Annotated in this window: 15 protein-coding genes; 10 read left to right on the top strand and 5 right to left on the bottom strand. The window is 69.4% G+C overall.

Annotation, left to right across the window (positions count from 1 at the left end; translation table 11 throughout):
- Nucleotides 1–235: 235 nt before the first annotated feature.
- Nucleotides 236–1,636, bottom strand: coding sequence for a tetratricopeptide repeat protein (locus AC07FV_RS06480; protein WP_479085108.1), 1,401 nt, complete (start codon nucleotides 1,634–1,636; stop codon nucleotides 236–238).
- A gap of 742 nt (nucleotides 1,637–2,378) precedes the next feature.
- Here AC07FV_RS06480 and AC07FV_RS06475 point away from each other — a divergent pair.
- The 8 genes from AC07FV_RS06475 to AC07FV_RS06440 are packed head-to-tail and all read left to right on the top strand — an operon-like array spanning nucleotide 2,379 to nucleotide 14,610.
- Entirely contained in the window at nucleotides 2,379–2,813 is a 435-nt protein-coding gene (locus tag AC07FV_RS06475; RefSeq protein ID WP_479085106.1) for a carboxymuconolactone decarboxylase family protein, read from the top strand.
- Between the two features lie 35 nt (nucleotides 2,814–2,848).
- Entirely contained in the window at nucleotides 2,849–4,165 is a 1,317-nt protein-coding gene (locus AC07FV_RS06470; RefSeq protein ID WP_479085104.1) for an acyltransferase domain-containing protein, read from the top strand.
- Nucleotides 4,162–9,045 carry an SDR family oxidoreductase gene (locus AC07FV_RS06465; protein ID WP_479085102.1) on the top strand — a complete coding sequence of 1,628 codons (4,884 nt, stop codon included), beginning with the start codon at nucleotides 4,162–4,164 and terminating at the stop codon, nucleotides 9,043–9,045. The genes AC07FV_RS06470 and AC07FV_RS06465 overlap by 4 nt, the downstream gene beginning before the upstream one ends.
- Nucleotides 9,042–9,959 (top strand): SDR family NAD(P)-dependent oxidoreductase, encoded by a 918-nt coding sequence (locus tag AC07FV_RS06460; protein ID WP_479085100.1) that lies wholly within the window; start codon nucleotides 9,042–9,044, stop codon nucleotides 9,957–9,959. The genes AC07FV_RS06465 and AC07FV_RS06460 overlap by 4 nt, the downstream gene beginning before the upstream one ends.
- Entirely contained in the window at nucleotides 9,869–11,428 is a 1,560-nt protein-coding gene (locus tag AC07FV_RS06455; RefSeq protein ID WP_479085099.1) for a wax ester/triacylglycerol synthase domain-containing protein, read from the top strand. The genes AC07FV_RS06460 and AC07FV_RS06455 overlap by 91 nt, the downstream gene beginning before the upstream one ends.
- Before the next feature lie 8 nt (nucleotides 11,429–11,436).
- A complete protein-coding gene (locus AC07FV_RS06450) occupies nucleotides 11,437–12,090 on the top strand; it encodes a maleylpyruvate isomerase family mycothiol-dependent enzyme (RefSeq protein ID WP_479085098.1) in 654 nt (217 codons plus the stop codon).
- Nucleotides 12,091–12,101: 11 nt separating this feature from the next.
- Nucleotides 12,102–13,010, top strand: coding sequence for an alpha/beta fold hydrolase (locus AC07FV_RS06445; protein ID WP_479085097.1), 909 nt, complete (start codon nucleotides 12,102–12,104; stop codon nucleotides 13,008–13,010).
- On the top strand, nucleotides 12,994–14,610 hold the full coding sequence (locus AC07FV_RS06440) for a GMC oxidoreductase (protein ID WP_479085096.1): 1,617 nt from the start codon (nucleotides 12,994–12,996) through the stop codon (nucleotides 14,608–14,610). Before AC07FV_RS06445 ends, AC07FV_RS06440 begins: the two co-directional genes overlap by 17 nt.
- Before the next feature lie 336 nt (nucleotides 14,611–14,946).
- Here AC07FV_RS06440 and idi read toward each other — a convergent pair whose 3' ends face one another.
- The 4 genes from idi to AC07FV_RS06420 form a co-directional block, all read right to left on the bottom strand.
- Entirely contained in the window at nucleotides 14,947–15,537 is a 591-nt protein-coding gene (idi, locus tag AC07FV_RS06435) for an isopentenyl-diphosphate Delta-isomerase (RefSeq protein WP_479085095.1), read from the bottom strand.
- A 241-nt stretch (nucleotides 15,538–15,778) separates the two neighbouring features.
- Nucleotides 15,779–16,303, bottom strand: coding sequence for a hypothetical protein (locus tag AC07FV_RS06430; protein WP_479085094.1), 525 nt, complete (start codon nucleotides 16,301–16,303; stop codon nucleotides 15,779–15,781).
- A 52-nt stretch (nucleotides 16,304–16,355) separates the two neighbouring features.
- Nucleotides 16,356–16,922 carry a hypothetical protein gene (locus AC07FV_RS06425; protein WP_479085093.1) on the bottom strand — a complete coding sequence of 189 codons (567 nt, stop codon included), beginning with the start codon at nucleotides 16,920–16,922 and terminating at the stop codon, nucleotides 16,356–16,358.
- A gap of 83 nt (nucleotides 16,923–17,005) precedes the next feature.
- Nucleotides 17,006–17,545: a hypothetical protein gene (locus tag AC07FV_RS06420; RefSeq protein ID WP_479085091.1), complete on the bottom strand. Its 540-nt coding sequence runs from the start codon at nucleotides 17,543–17,545 to the stop codon at nucleotides 17,006–17,008.
- Between the two features lie 1,208 nt (nucleotides 17,546–18,753).
- On the opposite strand from AC07FV_RS06420, the gene AC07FV_RS06415 reads away from it, so the two are divergent.
- Together AC07FV_RS06415 and AC07FV_RS06410 are read left to right on the top strand one after the other, a co-directional pair.
- Complete coding sequence (locus AC07FV_RS06415; RefSeq protein ID WP_479085089.1) at nucleotides 18,754–19,350, top strand: carboxymuconolactone decarboxylase family protein; 597 nt, start codon at nucleotides 18,754–18,756, stop codon at nucleotides 19,348–19,350.
- Nucleotides 19,347–20,315, top strand: a complete 969-nt coding sequence (locus tag AC07FV_RS06410; protein ID WP_479085087.1) for an acyltransferase domain-containing protein — start codon at nucleotides 19,347–19,349, stop codon at nucleotides 20,313–20,315. The genes AC07FV_RS06415 and AC07FV_RS06410 overlap by 4 nt, the downstream gene beginning before the upstream one ends.
- The last annotated feature ends 129 nt before the right edge of the window (nucleotides 20,316–20,444 follow it).

The following is a 20,444-nucleotide window of genomic DNA, read 5'->3' as shown; positions in this document are numbered from 1 at the left end:
CTGTGTCCTCGCTCCGACTCCGTCGGAGGCTCGGGGCCACCCCGACGGGGCTCCGGGCGGAAGAGCAAGGCCGGCGCGCCTCGTTCGGCCTGGTCACCGGCTCGGTGCCGATCGACTCCTGTGCTTCACCGGCCCGCGGCGGCCGTGCAGTGCGACTGTCCCCGAGGGGCCTCGTCACACGCTCCGGGGAGACGGCATGCGTGAACGCGTTGAACACCCGGCGTCGCCCGGCCGTTCAGTCGGACGTGTCGATCGCGCTTGCCCCGGACCGGACCGTGCCCGGCCCGGCGGCGAGGTGCGAAATCCTGTTGAGGAGCGCAACGGCCTCCGGAACCCGCCGGAAGCGTACGAGCCGTGCTTGCAGCTCCTTCAGGAACACGGCCGACCGCTGGGAGCGGAGGAAGGGATACTCCTCCATGAACAGGCGGCCGTACATGCAGGCTTCGTCGACCCGGCCCAGGTCGAGCAGGACGAGGGCGACGCGCACTTGGCTGAGCGCTCTTCGACGGCGTTCGTGGGAAGGGCGGTCCTCGGCCGCGTACCTCAGTGCGTCAAGCGCCGCCGGGGTGTCACCGAGGCGCAGGAGAACCAGCCCTTTCCGGTAGGCCAGTCCGGCCTTGGGGTAGCAGGTGAAGGCCCCGGGGCGGGAATCGGCCCGATCCAGGCAGGCCTCGGCCGTGTCCATGTCCCGGTAGACGGTGCGGGACTCACCGGACAGCGCCCGGACATAAGCACGCTGCACGAGCACGAACGCCCGTAGGTCGTCGCCTTTCTCGACGTCCGCGGCGGTGATCGCCCTGTCGGCGAGATCGATCGCGTAGGGCAGCGCACCCACCCGGACCGCCTGCACGCTCAACGCCCTGAGCGTGATGGCGCGCGTGCGCCAGTCCTGGTTCTCGGCCGCGGTCCTCAGTGCTGCGTAGTAGTAACGCTGTGCCAGTCCCGCGTGGCCGGCGTCCGCCGCCATGTCGCCCAAGGTGTGGGCGAGTTGGCTGGTGACAGAGAGTAGGTCCTTGCGTAGCAGCGGAGATGCCGGCTTCATCAGCAGCCGACCGATGTCCTCACTCAGATACGAGGCGGACGCGGATCGACCGTGCCCTCCTCCGAACAGAGACCAGTTCCTGGCGAACTGGTCCAGCATGTACCTGGCTCTCACCACGTCGGCTTCGCTGACCTGAGCGCCACGGACGCCAGGACCGACGCCCCTCGGGAGGCCAACCGGGTCGAGACCGGGCGGGACCGACTGCCTGAAGACGACACGCACCAGCCTCGGACGCTGTGCTGGATCGGCGTCGGCTCTCGCCAGGGTCACCAGGCCGCGGAGCGGGTCCCCCGGTCGCCCACGTTCCACCTCGTCCTCCCACCCGTCGTCGGCAGCGGTCTCGGCCAGGCCCGTCTCCTCCGGGTTGATCGGACGCCCGGTCCGTCGGGTCAGAGCTTCGGCGACGAACTCGGGAACCGGAGCCTTCGGCCGGGAGCCGGCCAGCCAGTGGGCCACCGCTGTGCGGTCGTAGCGCAAGGGCATTCCCTGGGCGGCCGCCAGGCGGTCGACGTCCCTCGCCAGTTGTGCGGCGCTCAGATTCGCTTCGGCCAGCAGTTGCGCGAGTAAGGCATTGCGCGTGCGACGGCGTGGCATGATCCCCTCCTTCACATCCAGTTCTGCCGTGACGACTCGGCAACCGCTACCGGCGTACGGACTGAACAGCTTTCATCGTGCTTGTGGTGCGAGCTGTGCCAATGGCCCGGTCGGGGCAGCGCGCGCACTGCCCCGAGTCGTTGACACCCGTACGCGAAGGTGCACACCCCATGTGCGGCTGAGGGCCTCGGAGGAACGGTCGTCGGTGCAAGGGCCGTGGGTGTCGGACAAGGATCAGTCGGCGTCGGGACCGCGAGGTTGCCACCGTGGCCCGGTATGCAGGAAGGGTGGTGGGATGCTCCCTCTCCGAGCCCTCGCTACCTGTCTTCTCCCGTAGCCGTCCATACATGCACGAACCCGCACCTTTGACTCACCTTCGCTGGCGCCGGTGGACGTGCAGGCCCTGCGTCGACCGCCACGGGCTTCCGGCCGGAGCGAACCGCCGGCACACGACTCACCGGAGCAGAGCTTCAGCGGTGCCGAACCCTCCGCGTTCAACATGCACACGCCTCGTCGGCGTGTCCGGGGTGTGCAACGCACGCTCAGGGTGAGACGCAGTACATGCCTTCCGGTGAGAGGCGCCCGGGGGCCCACCGTGAAGCCACCAACCTCCCGGACGCGATTTTCCGAGAACACGCGCGCCCTGCTGAGAGAGATGCCGAAATCCCCGCTCACATGGACTCCGACGTCGTTGACGGGGTTCAGAAAGGGGACAGGATCAGCCCACGAATAGGGAATTTGCATGTCAGGTATCGAGGGAATCCCCGCACGATCTTCCGAGACAGCTGCGGCCTATCGCGTCGCGGAAAACGTAGCAGGAGAGGAGGCAGTCCAGAACTTTGTCGACGCACTCGGCCCAGTCGGCGACTACGTGGCCGACCTGGTGATCGACGTCGTGTTCGGCAAACTTCACAGCCGGCCGGCGATGAGCCACGAGGAGCGCGAGATGGTCACGCTTGCGATCATCGCATCACTCGGTGGCGCGGAGGAGCAACTGACCACACATCTTCGCATCGCCCATCGCCTCGAGATACCGCCGGAAAAAGTGATCGAGATATTCGCGCACACCGGAGCCTACGCGGGATTTCCGCGCACTCTGAACTCGGTCGAAACGGCCAGGAAATTCTATGGCGAGCTGGGCCTTCTTCCCCTGGGTCGGGCACCTCGAAACCCTTGAAGTCCCGACCCACCCCATACCTGAAAGGATCGGTCATGTCCTTCCACACAGCCGTTCTGTTTCCCGGTCAGGGCGCCTACCTGCCCGGGGTCCTCGCCGACAGGGCGAGCCGCTTACCGAGGGCCGCAGAGGCACTGGACGCCATCGACGAGGTGATCACCGCACAGGGCCACGACCCGATCGCTCCGCTGCTGCTGGACCGTGAGGCGCCGTCCTTGCAGGACCTCCTGAAGAGCGACAGCGATCGGCTGGATCTGGCGATCTACGCCACCAATGCTGTGGCGGCCGAACTGCTCGCCGGCATGGGAGTGCGCGGCGACGTCCTCATGGGACACAGCTTCGGTGAGTTCGCCGCGCTGTCCGCCGCCGGGGCCGTTTCCGTCACCGACGTCGCGCGCATGGCGTGCGCACGGATCGACGCGTTCCGCAGTGCCGCGCCCGAGGACGGTGGACTCGTGGCACTGGACGTCCCGGCCTGGCGGGCCGACCATCTGGTGGGCGTCCTGAACGAACCCGGCCTGCGGACGGCGATCGACAACGGCCCGGGCCAGACGGTCGTTTCAGGACCTTCCGCCTCCCTGGAGAGGGTCGAGAAGGTCGCGATGGACCTGGGTCTACGGGCCACTCGGTTGCGCGCTCGGTACGCCTTCCACAATCCTCTGCTCAGCGACGCGGCGGACCGATTCCGCACCGCCGTGGCGGACATGACAGTCGGTGCCCCCCGTGTCGCGGTCTTCTCCCCCGTTCTGGGACGGTTCGTGCACAGCGCCGCGGACGTTCGTGAAGTCGTCGAACGGAACATGATCGCGCCCGTCCCCTTCTACGAGGCGCTGCTCACCCTCTTCCGCCAGGGCACACGCGTGTTCATCGAGGCCGGCGCGCGTCAGGCCCTCACCGGGATCGTACGGTCCTCCCTGCCCTCCGCGGCCACCGCGATCCCGCTCCTCGCGAACCGCGGCGACATGGAAGGTCTCGCGGCAACCTTGACAAGTGCCGGTGTGCCGGCCCGATGGCGGGCGGAGGACGACCGCGGGGCCGGCACCGCGAACGACGTTCCTCTGGACGACCACGTCCACGTGCCCTCCCCCACCGGCGACGGCGCAACGGACGGACGGGCCGACCTGCTGGCCCAGCTCACCGCTCTTTACGCCGAGGACCTCGGTTTCCCGGCCGAGATGCTCACCGCAGACATCGACTTGGAGGCGGATCTGGGCGTCGATTCCGCGAAGCAGATCGCGCTCTTCGAGCGTGTCCGGAGCCACTACGACCTGCCGGTCGTCCCGGGCGAACGACGTAACGAGGCGACCACGTTGGAGCGTATAGCCGATCTGGTGGAGGAACTGCGCGGATGAGGACACCGGAGAACGACGAGGAACTCATCGCGGTGGTGGGTACCGGGCTGGCAGTGCCCGGAGCCGGCAGCCCCGCCGAGCTGTGGCGGCTGCTGAACGGGAGCCGGGACGCCTTCAGCGAACCGGGGGACCGCTTTCGTCTCGACCACTTCTGGTCCGGTGACGCCCGGCAGGAGGACAAGACCTACGCGCGCCGCGCGGGGTACCTCCACGGTTTCCGTCCCCATCCGGCCCTGAGTGAGGAGGAGTCCGAGGGGGCCGGGCGCGACGTCGCGGTGCGATGGCTGCGGCACGCTCTCCTCCAGGCCCGCCAGCACGTGCGCACGGATTCCGGCCGGCGATGTGCGGCGTACGTCGGCGCCTGGCCAGGAGGAAGTCAGAGCCTCGTCGAATCGGTGCTCGTGGACGTGGTGACCCGCCCGCTCAAGGACGACGAAGAGGTCGCACGAGTCCGCGACACACTTTTCGCCCACTACCGGCACGCGCTGCCGGCGTGCGAGGCGCTCACTCCCGACGCGGTCGTACGGGACGTGTTCTCCCGGTTGCCCGAGCGGCTGACCGAGTCGTGTGTCGTGGACACTGCCTGCGCCTCGTCGCTCTACGCGGTGGATCTCGGCGTCAAGGCCCTGCTGGCGGGCGAGTGCGAGATCGCCTACTGCGGTGGCATCACCGTGGTCGATCCCACCATGGCGGTGATGTTCGCGAAGCTGAACGGCTTGTCACGGCACGGGCGCGTACGCGCGTTCACGAAAGATGCGGACGGGACCCTGTTCAGCGACGGCGCCGGGGTGGTGGCTCTGAAGACGCTGCGGCAGGCGACGCGTGACGGGGACAGGGTGCACGGCGTACTACTGGGTTTCGGAGGAGCAGCGGACGGCAGGGGCAAGTCGATTTCCGCACCCAACCCGGCCGGCCAGCGGCGGGCGATAGAACGCGCCCGCTCCGTCAACTCCCTGAGCCCCGACCAGGTCGACTGGGTCGTGGCGCACGGAACCGGAACGGTCGCCGGGGACCGCGTGGAGTCGCAGACACTGTCCGCCCTCGGGAAGCCGTCCGGACAGCTCTGCACCAGTAACAAACCCGTCGTCGGGCATACCGGGTGGACGGCCGGCGTGGTCTCCCTCATCCATGCCCTCCTCGGACTTCGCCACGGCTGGGTTCCGGCGCAGCTGGGCGCTCGGGGGCACCGGGACGAGACTGCCGACGGCCTCGAAGTGCCGACGGGGCCCGTCCGGCTGCTGCCTCGGAGCCGAGGACGCCGGACCGTCGGGGTCTCGGCGTTCGGTTTCGGAGGAACCAACGGCCACCTCCTGGTGGCCGACCCCGAAGAGGTGACCGGCCTTCGTTCCGCACCTCCGCGGAATACCGACGACGACATGGTCCTGGTCGCCTGGGCCGCGCATCTCCCCGGTACTCCGTCCCGCACTTCCCTGCGGGACTGGCTCCGCGGCACGGCAGCCGCGCCGCTCGCCTTGTTCCCAACCCCCTACCCTGCTCCTCCACCGGCCGAAGTGAGACTGTCCGCCCGTACCCTGCCCGTCATCGATCCGGGGCAGTTGATGGGTTTGCAGGCCGCAGCGCAGTTCGTCGACGACCACGGTGAACTGTGGGCGGACCTGCGGGACACCACCGGAGTCATCGCCGCACACACCGGCATGCCGCGCGGACTCGTCGGCACCGCTGTCCGCTGCTACCACGACGACGCCACCGCGGTGCTGCGGGAGCACTCCTCCGACCCGGGACACACGACCGCGGCCGCATCCCTGCGGACGATGCGGGAGTCGTTGCCCGCCTGCACCGAGGATTCGCAGGCAGGCGTTCTGCCCAACGTCATCGCATCGAGGATTGCTGCCCGGTACGACCTGCACGGACCCACCATGACCGTGGACGCCGGCGTGGACAGCACGCTCTCCGCGCTTCGTGTGGCTCACCACTACCTGCGCACGGGCGAGCTGGACATGGCCCTGGTTCTGGCCGTGAACGCAAACGCCACGGCCACCAACGCGGCACTCACGGGTGCCGAAGCGACACGCCTCGCCGAGGGAGCCTTCCTGCTGGCGGTGACCACGGAAAGCCTGGCCGGACGCCATGGGTGGCAGGCACTGGCTCGGTTGTCCTCCGACGACCGCGAGACCTCGACCGACGCGACGGTCGCACCGACGACATCCGAAAGCGACTACCTGGCCGCCGGCCATGCCGTCGCGCTCCTGCGTGCCGTCGAGTCGGACGGCACCCCGGTCAGGCTGCGCGCCCGCCACGGGGACACGGCGCTGCGTGTCCAGCCTGTACCAGCCGGGCGCCCGGTCTCGGCGAAGCCCTCTTCGCCCCGCCTGACAACGCGGTACGTACCAGGCTTCGTGCGCGCATCACTGCCCGTGCCCCGCGACCGGTCCTCTCGCACGCCGCTCCCCTCGCGGGGGGTGGTGCTCGCCGACTCCGCCGAGACCGCCGCACGGATCACCCAGGAAGTGAAGGCAGCCGGTTCCGCGCTACTGGTCCTCCCGGCCGGCGACGAGCTGCACACCTCGGCCCGGGCCCGGGAAGCGTTGTCGGCCGCCGCCAACGGAGCCGCACCCCACCTGACCGTTGTCGGCGACCTAGCGGAACTGACCCTGGAGCGTGCCCTCGCGCTGCACGAGATGACGTTCCTGGCCGTGCAGCGCCTGTGGGCCCGCCCCGCGTCGCAGGAATCCCTCAGCGTCCTGCTGGGCGGCATGGCGCAGTCCCCCCGGGTGTCGGCCGTCCCGGCCCTGTTCGAGGGGCTGGTGAAGAGCCTGCGCTGGGAGCGCCCTCATATCGCCGCGAGCGTCGTGGTCACGGACGAGGCGGTGACCAGCGCGGTGCTCGCACGAGCAGAGGCGGAACACGCGGCCCCCTCCGGTCCTCCGCCGGTGGTGCGGTACCTGCGCGGCGAACGCTGGGTGGAGGCCGTGCTCCCGGCTCCCCTGCCCCCCGTGGTCCCCACTGCCGGTCTGCTCCCGCAGGACTGCGTGGGCGTTGTCACCGGAGGAACGAGCGGCATAGCACGAGCGATGCTGATGAATCTGCCGCCAGATCTACGCCCGCGCCTGTGGCTGTTGGGCCGCACCCCGTTGTGCCCGGAGCCGTTCGACGACCTGCGGGACGGGCCGGGCCGGAACGCCCGGACCGAGCTCCTGCGAAGGATGCGCAAGGAGCACCCCGACCTGCCGACGCGGACCGTCGTGTCACGGGTGGACGGCATCCTGAGGCAGCGCGCGGTACGAGACGCCGTCCGGGTGCTCCGGGACCGGTTCGGGGACGACCGCGTGCATTACGCGACCTGTGACGTGGCGGACCGGGATTCCCTCCAGAAGGTGGTCGGGGGAATCCTGGAGGCTGCGGGCCGAGTCGACTTCGTCCTGCACGCCGCGGGGCAGGTGGCTTCGTCCCTGCTGCCCGGCAAGTCCCTCGACGCGTTCCGCGCCGTACGGGACACGAAGGTTCTCGGGCACCGTCATCTCTCCGACGCCCTGGCGTCCCACCCGCCCCGGTGGTGGTGCAACGTCGGCTCCTACTCCGGCACCGCCGGAGCTCCCGGGGACACGGACTACGCCTCCGCCAACGCCTATCTCGCCGCCGTGGCGGAGACGGCCGCAGGGGCCGCGCAGACGACGATCGGCTTCACGATGTGGGGTCAGACCGGTATGGGGGCCGACGTACTGTTCCAGGAACACGTGGCCAGCCAGGCTCAGTTCACACCGATCTCCACGGAAGAGGGCGCCGAACAGTTCACGGCCGAGATGCGTGCGGCACCGCTGACCGGTGGTTCGTCGGTGTACCTGGGCCCGGCGGAGCGCGACCGGCTGGCGCAGCACCGCCCTGGCCTTGTCCGCGACGACCGACCGCCGGCCCCCTCGGTCCGCCGACGGCCCCCCTGGTGGACGCGACCAGCGGACGCCTCCGACCACGCCGAGTGGGCGTACCTCGTCGACCCTGACTTCGAACGGCACCTCCTCGACCACCTCGTCAGCGGAAAGCCGACCGTGCCGGCGACCTTCATTCTCGACATCGCCGCCCAGGCGGCCGAGGCACTGCTTCCTGACGCCGTCACCACGGGATTCCGCGACGCGCGGTTCGAGTCCTTCATCCGCCCGTTCGCCCGCGCAGTGCCCTCCCCCTTGCGGATCCGGGCGTCAGTGACGTCCGCCTCACGCACCGAGGGCACGTCGGGGTCCGCCGTCGAGGTCACCATCCATTCGGACACCCTCGACCCTCACGGCGGCACCCGGCGGGGCGCGCTGCTGCACTTCCGGACCGTGGTGCTCCTGGACCGGCGGCCGCGGGAAGCGACTCAGCAGGCTTCCCGTCCTCTCGCGTCCCCTCTGCCGGCGGAGGACGCATACGCCTCGCCACACGCGGCGGTCTCCCTGCGCGGCCCCTTCCGCAACCTCTCGGACTGCCTGGTCGGCGCCACGGCCGCACGTGGCATGTGGACGCCCTCCCTGGCCGGCCACCCCCAGTTGCGCACGATGACCATTCCCGCGCTCTTCCTGTGCGCCGCGCTGCGCACCCTCGCCCTCAGGCCGCGGTCAGCCGGTCACCGCCCCCTCTTCGTACCCCGTTCCGTAGGCCGGATCGATCTGTACACGCAAGGGGCCAACGACCACGACCTCGTCCTGCGGCACGGGCACAGCCTGAGCGTGGCCGCCGACGAAGCGGGCGTGTGCAGCGGAACCACTTCCGAGGGGCGCCTGCTGGCGCGGCTGTCGGACGTGGAACTCGTGGACATCACGGATCCGCCGTCGTCGGGAGGCGGAAACCCCCGCGCCGGTGTCGCCCGCCACGGGCGCGACACGTCCTCAGGCCGGTGGGCCCGGGATGGCAGCCGGTCCGGGACGGATGACAGGACCACGCCATGAAGGACTCACGCTGCGTCGTCACCGGCGCGACCTCCGGTATCGGAAGGCAGATCGCCCACGGCCTGGCGGCGGCAGGAGCCCGACTGGCCCTCGTGTGCCGCAACCGCGAGAGAGGCAGAGCCATCGTCGCCGAGCTGACCGCCCAACGGCCTGGGACGGAGGTCCGGTTGTTCGTCGCCGATCTCGCCGCCCTCGACGAGGTTCGCTCCGTCGCGCGGGAGATCGACCGCTACTGGGGGCACGTGGACGTGCTCGTGAACAACGCCGGAACGCACGACATCCGGCCATCGACGACTCCCGAGGGCTTCGACAGGATGATCGCCACCAACCACCTGGGGCCCTTCCTGCTCACCCAGCTCCTCCTCGGGCAGCTGCGCCGGGGGGCTCCCTCGCGGATCGTCACGGTGGCGTCCGAGGCGCACCGCAGCGTCCTGCGCCTGGACCCGGTCTCCTTCGCCGAGCCGAGACCCTACGGGCCGATCGGCTCGTGGACCGTATACGCACGCTCGAAACTGCTGAACGTGCTCACCACCCAGGAGGCGGCACGCAGGTGGGCACGCCACGGGATCGCAGCCCACGCCTACTGCCCCGGTCTCGTGTCCACCGGTCTGGTCAGGAACATCCCGCTGGCACCCCGTCTGCTCGCCCTCGCGGAGCACACCCCCCTGGTGCGCAGCTCAGAGGAAGGTGCGCGGCCGGCTCTTCGTCTGGCAGGCGATCCGTACTTCGCCCTCCGCGGCGGCGGGTTCCACTCCTGGATGCCCGGGGTGCGCCTGCTGCCACCCGCCCCCCTTCGCCTCCATCCCCGCCTGCAGAGAGACGTATGGGAACGCTCGGTGGAACTGGTGGGCCTGGGGCACCCCGGCGCCCGGGGCGAGGACGACGAACCCCCTCGAGGAAAGGTCATCCCCTGATGAACGAAGCGCGTCCCGACGGCGGCTGGACCTGGCCCGGCCCCATGAACGGTACGGACACCCTCTTCTGGCGGCTGAGCGGTAACGCACTGACCCGTCCTCATGTCGCGTGGGTCTGGTTGCTGGAGGGGGTCCCGGATCGGCGAATGTTCGCGCGCGCCTGCCAAGGAGCCGTCGCCCGGCTGCCTCGGTTGACGCACCGAGTCGTGGAGTCGCCGCTGCGGACGGGGTCTCCCTCGTGGGTCGCGGACCCGGACATTCGGGTGTCCAGGCACATGCACCACGTACGACTCCCCGCACCCGGTGGGACGCGCGAGCTCATGGAAACGGTGGAATGGCGCATCTCTGCGGCCTTCGACCCTCTTCACCCTCCCTGGGAGATCACCCTCGTCGAGGGCTACCAGGGTGATCGTGCCGCTGTCGTCCTCAAGTGGCACCACAGCCTGGGCGACGCGGTGACCATCGTGGCCGCGGTCCGCCGTCTCATGGACAACGGGTTCCCCGCTGCCTCGTCACAGCACCCGGTGTCACCGGCGGACAGGGAGCCACCCGGGGCGGGTCCGGCTGACGGTTCCGGCGTCCTGAGGGCCGTCCGGGCGCTGGGCACGTCCGCTCGGGTGCTGATGCGGGAGAGCGCCCGCGCCCTGGCCGGACCGGGCAGCTCCGCCGAGGGGGCCCGGTCCACTGGCCGCGTCGCCGCCCAAGTGCTCCGTTCGGCGGCCCCTTCCCCCCTGCTCTCGCGCCGCAGCCCGGCGGTCCACTGCGGCATGATCACGGTGCCTCTGCCCGAACTCAAGGCGGCCGGGAAGGCCGTGGGAGCCTCGGTCACGTCCGCCTACGTGTCGGCGGTCCTCGGCGCGGTCCATCGCTACCACGACCACCACGGCGTCCATCGCGACAGTGTTCCGGTACTCGTTCCCGTCAGTTTCCGCCAGACGCACGAAACCGGTGCCGGAAACCTGATCGCGGGAGCCCTGATCGCCGGTCCGGTCGGAGACATGCCCACGCGAGCCCGCATGCTCGCCGTGCACACCGCGATCACGGAAGCCCGGGACTCTGTGGCACGAGGGACCTACACGATGATGGCCGACCTGGGCGCCCTCGTCCCCCAACTGCTGTACCAGCACCTGGCACCGCCTCTGTTGCGGAGGATCGACGTGGTGGTCACGAGCGTCCCCGGGCTCGCGGGCACCGCGCAGATCGCCGGTACCCGTGTCGTGAACGCCGTCCCCTGGGCGCCGCGAGGTGGGGCCGCGGTCAACGTCTCCATGGCGTCGCACGGCGAGCTGTGCGGGGTGGGCACGAACATCGACCCGGCTGCGATCACCGCCCCCGGGCTCTTCCACCGCTTCCTGGAGGAGAGTTTCGCGGAAATCCTTCAGTGCAACGGCGACACCCCCGCGCGGCCCCGTGTGCACGGCCAGGAACCACCGGCGCGTGGCGCGTCAGGGCCTCATCGCGACGAATAGGAGGAGCGGTGCGTCTTCCTCTGGAAAGCGAACTCCGGGCGGAGCGACAGCGTCTGCTGCGCACCTTGGACGCCCTGTCCGACGATCTCTTCGACTCCGGTCCCACGCTCTGTGCCGGATGGTCGCCTCGCGACATCCTCGGGCACCTGCTCGGCGTGGACCGCCCCCAGGCCTTCTACCGGCCGTGGCGCCGCCTCGCAGCCGCCAACGACCGACAGGTGGGACGCGCACGAGGTCTGTCGCGTCGCACGATCATGGCCGAGGCCCGCGAGTGGGCCGCGAAGCCGGCCTGGAGCAGCCGCCTTCTCGTGCTCATCGCGCTGGGGGACCTGTCGGTTCATCACCAGGACATCGTGCGTGGTGTCGGTGCCGAGCAGGACATGCCTCCCTCCGTGCCCTCCTACATCCTGTGGGACGGCGCCATGCTGAGCTCCAGGTCGAATTTCAGGATATTCAGGTACCGCCTCATTCCTACCGACGGGCATCCCCCGCTCGGTCCCCCCGCCCACCTGCGGGCACCGGAGGTTCTGGGGACCAGGGAGGCGCTGGGCATGTGGCTGGCGGGACGCGACAGTGTCTCCGGAGAACTGCACTTCACCACGGCCGGGCCTGTACGGGAGAAGAGCCACGGCCACTCGACCGAGTGGAGCCAGGAGCAGTGACGGAACGACAGATGAGGACCGGACGCGTCCTGGTCGACGGGATATCCACCCGCTACTACGAGTACGGCGAGGGAGCACCGGTCCTGCTGGTGACCGGTGCAGCGTCCAGCGCCCGTGACTGGTTCCCCGTGATGAAGGACCTGGGCGACACCTGCCGTGTCCTCGCCCCCGTGCTGCCCGGCTTCGAAGGCACGAGTCCTCTGACCGACGTCAGGCCGGTGCGCATGGCGGCCTTCCTCGCCGAATTCCTCGACGCCCTGGACATCGACCGCGTCACGGCCGTCGGACACTCCTACGGCGGCTCCGTCGTCGCGGAACTGACGATCGCGCGCCCGTGGCTCGTCCGACGCCTCGTCCTGGTCGACTCCAACGGCCTGGGCCGCTTCGCCCATCCAGCAGCCATCGCGTTGGGGATGCTGCCGCCCCGTGCGGCCGACCTGGTGTCCGTGCTCGCTTCTCTTCCAGGGAGCGAACCGGTGCTGGCTCTGTCCACTCTGCTGCTGCTTCGTCAGCCATGGCGGGTACCGGCGCAGACGTGGCTCGCTCAGCTACGACTGGCGCGTTCACAGCAGTCCCTGCGCACCTCCCTGGAGATCTTCCGTGCGTGCGGCGACATCACCGGCCAACGTGCCGACATCCTCGTCGTGGACCGGCTCTCCAGGCTCCGGACACCGGTACTGATCGTGTGGGGGGACACGGACACCCTGCTGCCGGCCTGGCAAGGGCGCGCGGCTGCCCGCCGGTTGCCGGCCGGGAAGTTCGTGCTCCTGACGGCTGCCGGCCACGTCTCCCACCTGGACCGCCACACCGACTTCATGGACGCCGTCGGCCCCTTCGTGCGGGACGGCGACGAGCGGGTGCCGCAGGCCCCCACCGAAACGCAACGAGGCGAAGGAGTATCCCGTGCCCCCGGAAGATGAAGACGTCCGCTCCACGCGGACCCACACACCAGCGCCTGCCGGGCGCGGCAGTACCGCTCGCGAAGGAAACCGGTCCTTCTCCGGCCCGGATCTGCGGATTCGCGAGGAAAGCCACGAAGTCGTCATCATCGGGGCCGGATTGGGTGGCAGCATCACCGCCTTCCGACTCGCCCAGGCAGGCGTACGCAACGTCGTGGTGGAGCGTGGGCGGCGCTGGCCGGCCACGCCCGCGAGCGCCGCGTTCCCGGCCTTCCCCTCTACGGACCGACGACTCGTCTGGCTCGACGACGAATCGGTTCCCCCTGCCCCCTCGCGCTCCGGCCCGTGGGCGTCTCTCTCCGAAGCGACGCAAGCGGCCCTCCCGCGCTCGACCGGCCTGCTGGACGTCATCGCCGAGAAGGACGCTCTCCTCATGTGCGGTGCCGGTGTGGGCGGCGGCACTCTCGTCTACGGTGGCGTGCTGGCACAGCCACGGGCCGAGGCATTCGGGCGGATCTTCCCCTCAGGCCCTGATTTCGAGGTGCTCGACCGCATTCACTACCCCCGAGCGCGCCGTCGGCTGGGCGGAGCCCCGTTTCCCGTGGATCTCCTCGATCACCCGCCGTACCGAGCCCACAGGTTGTGGGACCGGGCCGTGGAGGCCTCCGGTCTGCCGGCGGAGAGAATCTCCAGCAGTTTCGACTTCGACGTCGTGCGGGGCGAACTTCGCGGTGACCGTCCGGCCGCGGCCGTCCTCGGCCAGCACCACTTCACCGGATGCAACAGCGGGGCGAAACTCAGCGTGGACCGCTCCTACCTGGCGCGGGCGGAGGCCACCGGGCGGACCTGCGTACGGCCGCTGCACAGGGTGACGGCCGTGTCCGTGGGCCGGTCCGGCCGTTTCCGGGTGCTCACCGACCGCCTTGACGAGGACGGGACAGTGCACGAACGTGTGGCCTTCTCGTGTGACCGGCTCGTGCTCGCCGCCGGGATGCACACGCCCCGGCTGTTGGTGACGGCTCGGGAGACCGGCGCTCTGGCTGATCTCGACGCGTCTGTCGGAGAGGGCTGGAGTGCGAACGGTGATCACTTGACCGTGTTGAGAGTGGCCGACCTGCCTGCGGACACGCCCCAAGGAGGGCCTTCCTCCGTCATGGTGCACAACACGTCCGGCACGGTCGGGGTCATGCACTCACCCCTTTCCCTGCCCTTGGGCGGCGGGGACATTCCGTGCCTCGGTATGACCATTCCGGACCGCTTCGGCAGGTGGGTCCGGAACTCGGACGGGCAAGTCCAGTTGGAGTGGAAGGCACAGTACGACAGCGGCGGAGAGCCACAGACCCAAGAGGTCGTCAGCCAGGTGGCTCGGTACCTGCCCGAGGCGACGGTCGTTCCCCAGCCGCACGACCGTCCGCTCGTCACCCATCCTGTGGGCGGCGCCTGGATCGGCAGGGCGACCGACCCGTACGGGAGGCTCCACGGTCACCCCGGCCTGTACTGCCTGGACGGTGCTCTCATGCCGGGAAGCACCGGCGCCGTCAATCCGGCGCTGACCATAGCCGCAGTAGCGGAATACTGCCTGGACCACATCCTCCCCGACTTTCTCGATGACTCGGGGTGAGGAATTCCGCAGCGACGACGCCAGGACCATGCTCACGCCGCGAACAAGAAGCGCTTCGTCACGTGGGCTGTTCTCGCTCGGGGTGGGCGTGTTGCCGGGACGAGGCCGGTACCTGCGCGGCTTGGTGCCGGACGGCCGAAGCAAGTCGATCAAGCTATCGGCTGACTGCGCAGGACCTGGCCGTGCCGGTCATCGCGCACGGCTACCGGAGACTCGAGTTCGGCCTGGGCCCTGGCCGAGCGTGACGATCACAGGAAGGTCCGACCCACGCGCGCGCTGCTGCAGTAGGGCCCTCACGGCGGTACGACCATCGAGCACGGATGCCGGCCGCTCTCCCTACGGGTGACTTCGCAGCGCCGGGGGCAGTTCCTCGTCGTTCACCACGGGCCACTTCCAGGGCTCCGGACCCAGGCGGCCCAACCGTCGCACTGTGATCACACTCCACGGCGACAGAGCTGTCGGGTCCTGATTCGCTTCCCGAAGTACTTCCTCCCACGGCACCCACCGTACGGACTCGACCTCTCGGGGACTGGGTGACGGGGGCCGAGAGAGCAGAACCCGTACGACGGGCCCCAATTCGTTCTCCACGATGCCGTTCTCCATGACGGATCGATAGCGAACAGCGCCGATGAGGAGATCCATGCGTTCCGCATCTGTGCCGAGTTCCGCCGTCGACCGTCTCCGTACGGCGGCCTCCAAGGCCTCACCCGGCAGGGGGTGACCACAGAAGCTGTTGGTCCACACACCGGGCCAGGTGCGTTTCGAGAGGGCCCGGCGCGACATGAGAAGGCGTCCGGCCTCGTCGAAGGCGTAGACGGAGAAGGCCAGGTGCAAGGCAGTGTCGCTGTCATGCGTCCGGTCCTTGGGGGCGCTGCCCACCGCGTTTCCACGCTCGTCGAGCAGAACGACGGATTCACTCTCGGACATGGTCGGATTCCTCTTCGTGAGCGCTGCGGTGGGGACCGACATCCTGCGCCCACTTGTGGACGCAAGGACCACGACGTCGCGGTCTCACAGCGCCGGCCCCGGCCCCCCCTCGCCCCCGACCGCGCCGTGCGGTGCGGTGCAGGAGTCCTCCCCCCCGCGTAGGCAGCCCACCTGCACACCGGGCTCCGGCACCGCTGCCCAGCGGTGTGAGACATGCGTGGCGGCGCTGGTACGGATGGCGTCAGACGATGACGAGGGCGGAGTTGAACGAGTAGCCGGTGATGCCGCCGCTGAGGCAGGCGGTGAGGTTCAGGGAGGCACCGACGAGCGTCTCGACGGCGTTGTGGCCGGCGAAGCGTCCACTGGTGATCACTCCGGTCTGCGTGACCGTGGTGACGCCGTTGGCGGAGGTGACTTGGGAGCTGTACTGGAACACACTCTGCTGTCCGTTGCCCCAGTGCAGTGTCACTGAGCCCGGACCGCCGTTGAGCAGGTTCAGACAGGACAGGCCGGGTGAGACGAAGTGTTCGTCGTGCCGCACCGTCTCCAGCAAGGGCAGCACACAGGTGTCGCTCGTGTGTATCTCCACGTCGATGTCCGCGGGCGTGTAGGTGACCCCTGGGTCGTGATGGGCGGTGGTGACGCCGGTGCAGGTGGCCAGAGGAGGGTCGTCCGCCTGAGCGGTGCCACTCGTCATGGCCAGGCCGAGGGCCGTGACGAGCAGCGTCGCCCCGACTGTTGCGAAGCGTCTTGAATACCGGTACATCGCAGCCTCCCTGCGATAGAGGTCTGGCTTCTCGTCACCTGGGTTCGAGCGCTCAGAGGATGGCGAGGGTGGACAGTCCGCTGACGTGTGTGAGGCCGGTCGGGGTCAGACACGGAAGCGGGTTGCCCAGGTCCGGGATGATCTCCGTGGTCACGTTCACCAGCGACCCGGCATAGCGGCCCGACGTCACCGTGCCCAGGGAGACGTAGACCTGGGTGGCCCCGGCGACGTCGATCTCGGTGCCCGTGACCTGAACAGTGGAGTGCTGCCCGTTGCTCCAGGTCAAGGTCGCCGTGGCCGTGCTGGGGAAGGCGAGGCAGGTGGCGCCTGTCACCGCTCCGCCTTCGCTGTAGGTCACCCCGCTCACTCCGTCGTTGAGAGGGCACGAGGCGTACGTTCCATCGGCCTGGTAGGCGACGTTCCGGGGTTGGGTGAGGTGGAGGCCCGGGCTGTAGTCGGTGACCTGCTGTCCGACGCAGGTCACCAGGGCAGCAGCCGCGGTCTCCGATGCGGCCGCAGGCGTCGCGCCGAGCGGGACGGCCATGCACAGCGCGGCGGGCGCTGCCGTTCTGGCCACCATGAGGAGCTTGCGGAGGATTCGTCCGGGTGGGTTGTGCATCGCTACTCCCTTTCGTGAACCGTCGGCCGCCGGCCGTACAAGGTGCGCTGTGCTCCGTGGCGGGCCGACTGGCCCTCGCTTCGTCACAACACCGTGACCAGGAAGGGACCGGAGGTGGTGGTCAGCCCGCCTGCTGTCGTGCAGGCGAGGAGGTCGAGGCTGGTGATGACGACCGTGTTGACGATCGTGCGGCCCGTGTAGTCGCCCTGGGTGATCGGACCGGTGGCAACGAGAACCGTGGTGCCGTTGGGACGCAGGGCCAGCGAGCTGGTGAAGGTGAACCGGGACGGCTGTGTGCCGGGATCGGCCCAGTCGATCTTTCCGGTTCCGGCACTGCTCCCACCCAGACAGTTGAGGTTGCCACTGCCCTGGAAGGTGTAGGTCCCCGCCGTGTGCTGGAGATCGGTGGAGACGCATGGCCCCAGCGTGCCGCTGGAGTGGACGTCGACGAGCGGCGCGGGCGTGGTCAGAGTGAGCCCGGGCGTGTAGGAGGTGTTCTGCACGCCCAGGGGACAGGTGACAACACCGCTGTCGTCCACAGCCGCCGTCGCGGGCGCAGCGGGGAGGGAGACAACGGCTACGAGGGCCGAAGCGGCCAGAAGAGAAGCGGAAGCTTTGCGCATGGCACGGACCGTCCTTCGAGTAGTCCACTCACATGTCAGGTGAGTGACGTCGGCAACACCTGCCCGGATTCTTCGCAGCTCCGGCATTTCCCGGTCGATGGTCCGCCCGGACGTTTGACTCTGTCGCCGGGCAACCGACCTCGAAGCCCTCTCTTCGAATGAACGCCCGAGTCGTACCGGCCGCCGCACCACAGCATCCCTCCTCGCGGGCGCCCATCACACCTCCCCGACCCCAGTTCATGCGTGCACGCGTTGAACGGCCGCCAAGCCCTCACGGAGGGCGTACCTGTCACCCGGAGGGAGGTGCAGGACGGGACGCCTGACACGGCGGGCCGGACGATGGCCCTATGAATGATCCGTTCTACGACCACGTTGCCGTCCTGGTCCTCCGCGCATCCCTGGCCGGAGGTCGCCGTACCGACTGTGACGGATCACGGCGGCCCCCGATCGAGGGGCCGGGAACCGGATCGGACGCCGGTGTCCGGGAAGCCTCTCCTCCGCGCCCAGCGAGCGAGGCAGCGGCTTCTCACGATCACCGCTGATCGCGTTCACTCGTACATCCGGGTACAGGGCGTGGAGCCCCGGTCAGGGTGACTTCCAGGGGTAGGCAGCGAGGTGTGGGCCGACGGTCTCATCGATTCGTCCCGGCCCCGACCGTCTCGCTCTCGCGCCACGTTGTTCCTGACGGAACCAGGACAGCGTGAAGTGGGCTCGGTCGATGTCTGCTTGGACGACTTCAGCGGACTTCCCCCTCCACCTCACCGCCATGCGTACGGAGGATCCGCGAGCCAGTGCGCCACCGTGGTGCCGTCGTGGTGCCGGGACAGTCCTTCAGCGGCTCCCGGAGGACCGACCCTTCTCGCCGGCTCCGTGACAGCGTGAAGGGACGACTCGGGCAGCGTCGGACGGTTCACCTGGGGTGAGTTCAGTGTGTACGGCGCGGAAGGCCAAGACGCCGCGAGGTCCGTGGGGCCCGGCGTCGGCGGAGAGGTGAGGCCGTTCATCGCGTTCACGCCTTCCGTGTGTCCGCGGTGGTGTGTGGTCGCCCGGATCGGCAAGCCGCACACCACAGGTCGGTGAGCAATCGTCCGGCGCCGCGGCCTTGACGACGCAGGCGCACCTTCCGAGGGGTCTCCGCGCCCCGAACAGCGGGGGGGGGGACATCACCGATGGGGGAGGCAGCCCTCACACCAGAGACGGAGAACGGCATGGCTCGATTTCCCTATCCTGACGAACGCAGCTCCCAGGCGGTGCTGACGCGCACCCCAGTGCCTCTGAACGTGTTCCGTATGCTGGCCCACGCACCGGCGGTGGCCGAGCCCGCCATCGACCTCGGGGTGGCCCTGCTCTCGGCGACCAGCCTTCCCGCGCGCCTGCGCGAGGCAGTGATCCTTTCCGTCGCGGGCCGCGTCGGCTGCGCGTACGAAAAGGCGCAGCACACCCCCGTCGCCGAGCGATGTGGCATGACCCCTGAGCAGGCCGCCGCCACCGTGGACGGGACCGTACACGTCGACGGGCTCACGGAGACCGAGGAGGTCGCGCTGGCGGCGACCGGCGAGCTGGTGCGGCAGCACACGCTTGATCACGCGACGGTGTCGGCACTGCGTCAGGCCCTCGGCGAGCGGCAGGCAGTCGAACTGATCATGCTGACCGGCTACTACGTCATGCTCGCGAACTTGCTGAACGCCCTGGAGGTGGACGTGGACGCCGAGTCCGCGAGTGACCAGATCGCCTCAGCCATCTCCGAGTTGGCCGGGAAGCGGCGGGAGACGCTGTCGCCCCACTCGCGAGGAGACGCGTCGTGATCGGGTCGGCGCAGGAGCCGGCAACTGGATTCGCCGGCGCGTCCGTCCACGTCTTCCCACCCCAGGGCACCTTCGCGCCCGCAGCCATCTCCGCGGCGACGGGCCGCAGTGAGCGCTTCGCTGACGCCTTCGCCCGTATCACAGAGCAGACGGACCAGGTGTCCGCCGCCGAGGGGGGAGTGAGGTTGTCACGCTTCCTCACCGAAGCCGACCCTCCGTCCGTCGAGGAGTTGCAGCAGACGGGATGTCTCGAACTCGCCTCCTTCGTCGCGTCTCTCGCAGCCCACCAGGCGCTGTGTGATGCTCACGGGGGGCCGGCGGTCGTCCTCGGCGTCAGTGCCGGGGACTTCGCCGCCATGACGGCCGCCGAGGTCTTCAGCCTTCGGGACGGAGCGCATCTGGCCCTCAAGGCCGCTGAAGTGCAGCGCGGTTGTCCGGGCCGGATGGTCGCCCTGAAATGCTCGTGCGAGGAGGCCGACGAGATCATTTCACGAAGCGGGGTTCGTGACGCGAGCACAGCCTTGGTGTTCGACGACCGTTCCGTGGTGGTCACCGTCCCCGGGGGCGAAGGGCGTGCTCTGCGTGAGGCCGCATCAGCGATGGGCGTCCAGGCCGTCGTCACGCCTGTGCCGTTCGGTTCGCACCATCCGAGCCTGTCGCGTCAGGCAGAAGCACTCAGCGCCGTCGTGGCCTCCTACGAGCGGCACCCCGCAACGATGCCCGTGCACTCGGCTGCCGGCGGCCGGGTGTACCGGGACGGTGACACGGTGCCTCGGGCCATGGCGGAGAACCTCGTATCGTGCGTGGACTTCCCGGCCTCACTACGGCAGAGCCTCTTTCCAGGAGCGCGCGTCGTCTACGACCTGGACACCGGCGGTGCCCTGGCGTCGAGTGCCCGCAGGATCCTGTCCCAGTCCACCGTCGCCGTGCACGCCCCTTTCGCGGAGCCCGCCTTCGCGTGGTGAGACGCGTTGTGCCTCCGGTGCGGACTCGGTGTCATCGCGCTCCGTGCGTCCCGCCACCAGGGCTCGGGTCACCACCGAGGCACCCGAGGCGCGCGCTTTCGCACGGGGTGTGCGCCGTCGAGGGGGTGC

Source organism: Streptomyces sp. NPDC045956, assembly GCF_056430705.1.
The sequence above is the reverse complement of the archived record's forward strand: the minus strand, read 5'-3'. Positions and strand labels throughout refer to the sequence as shown.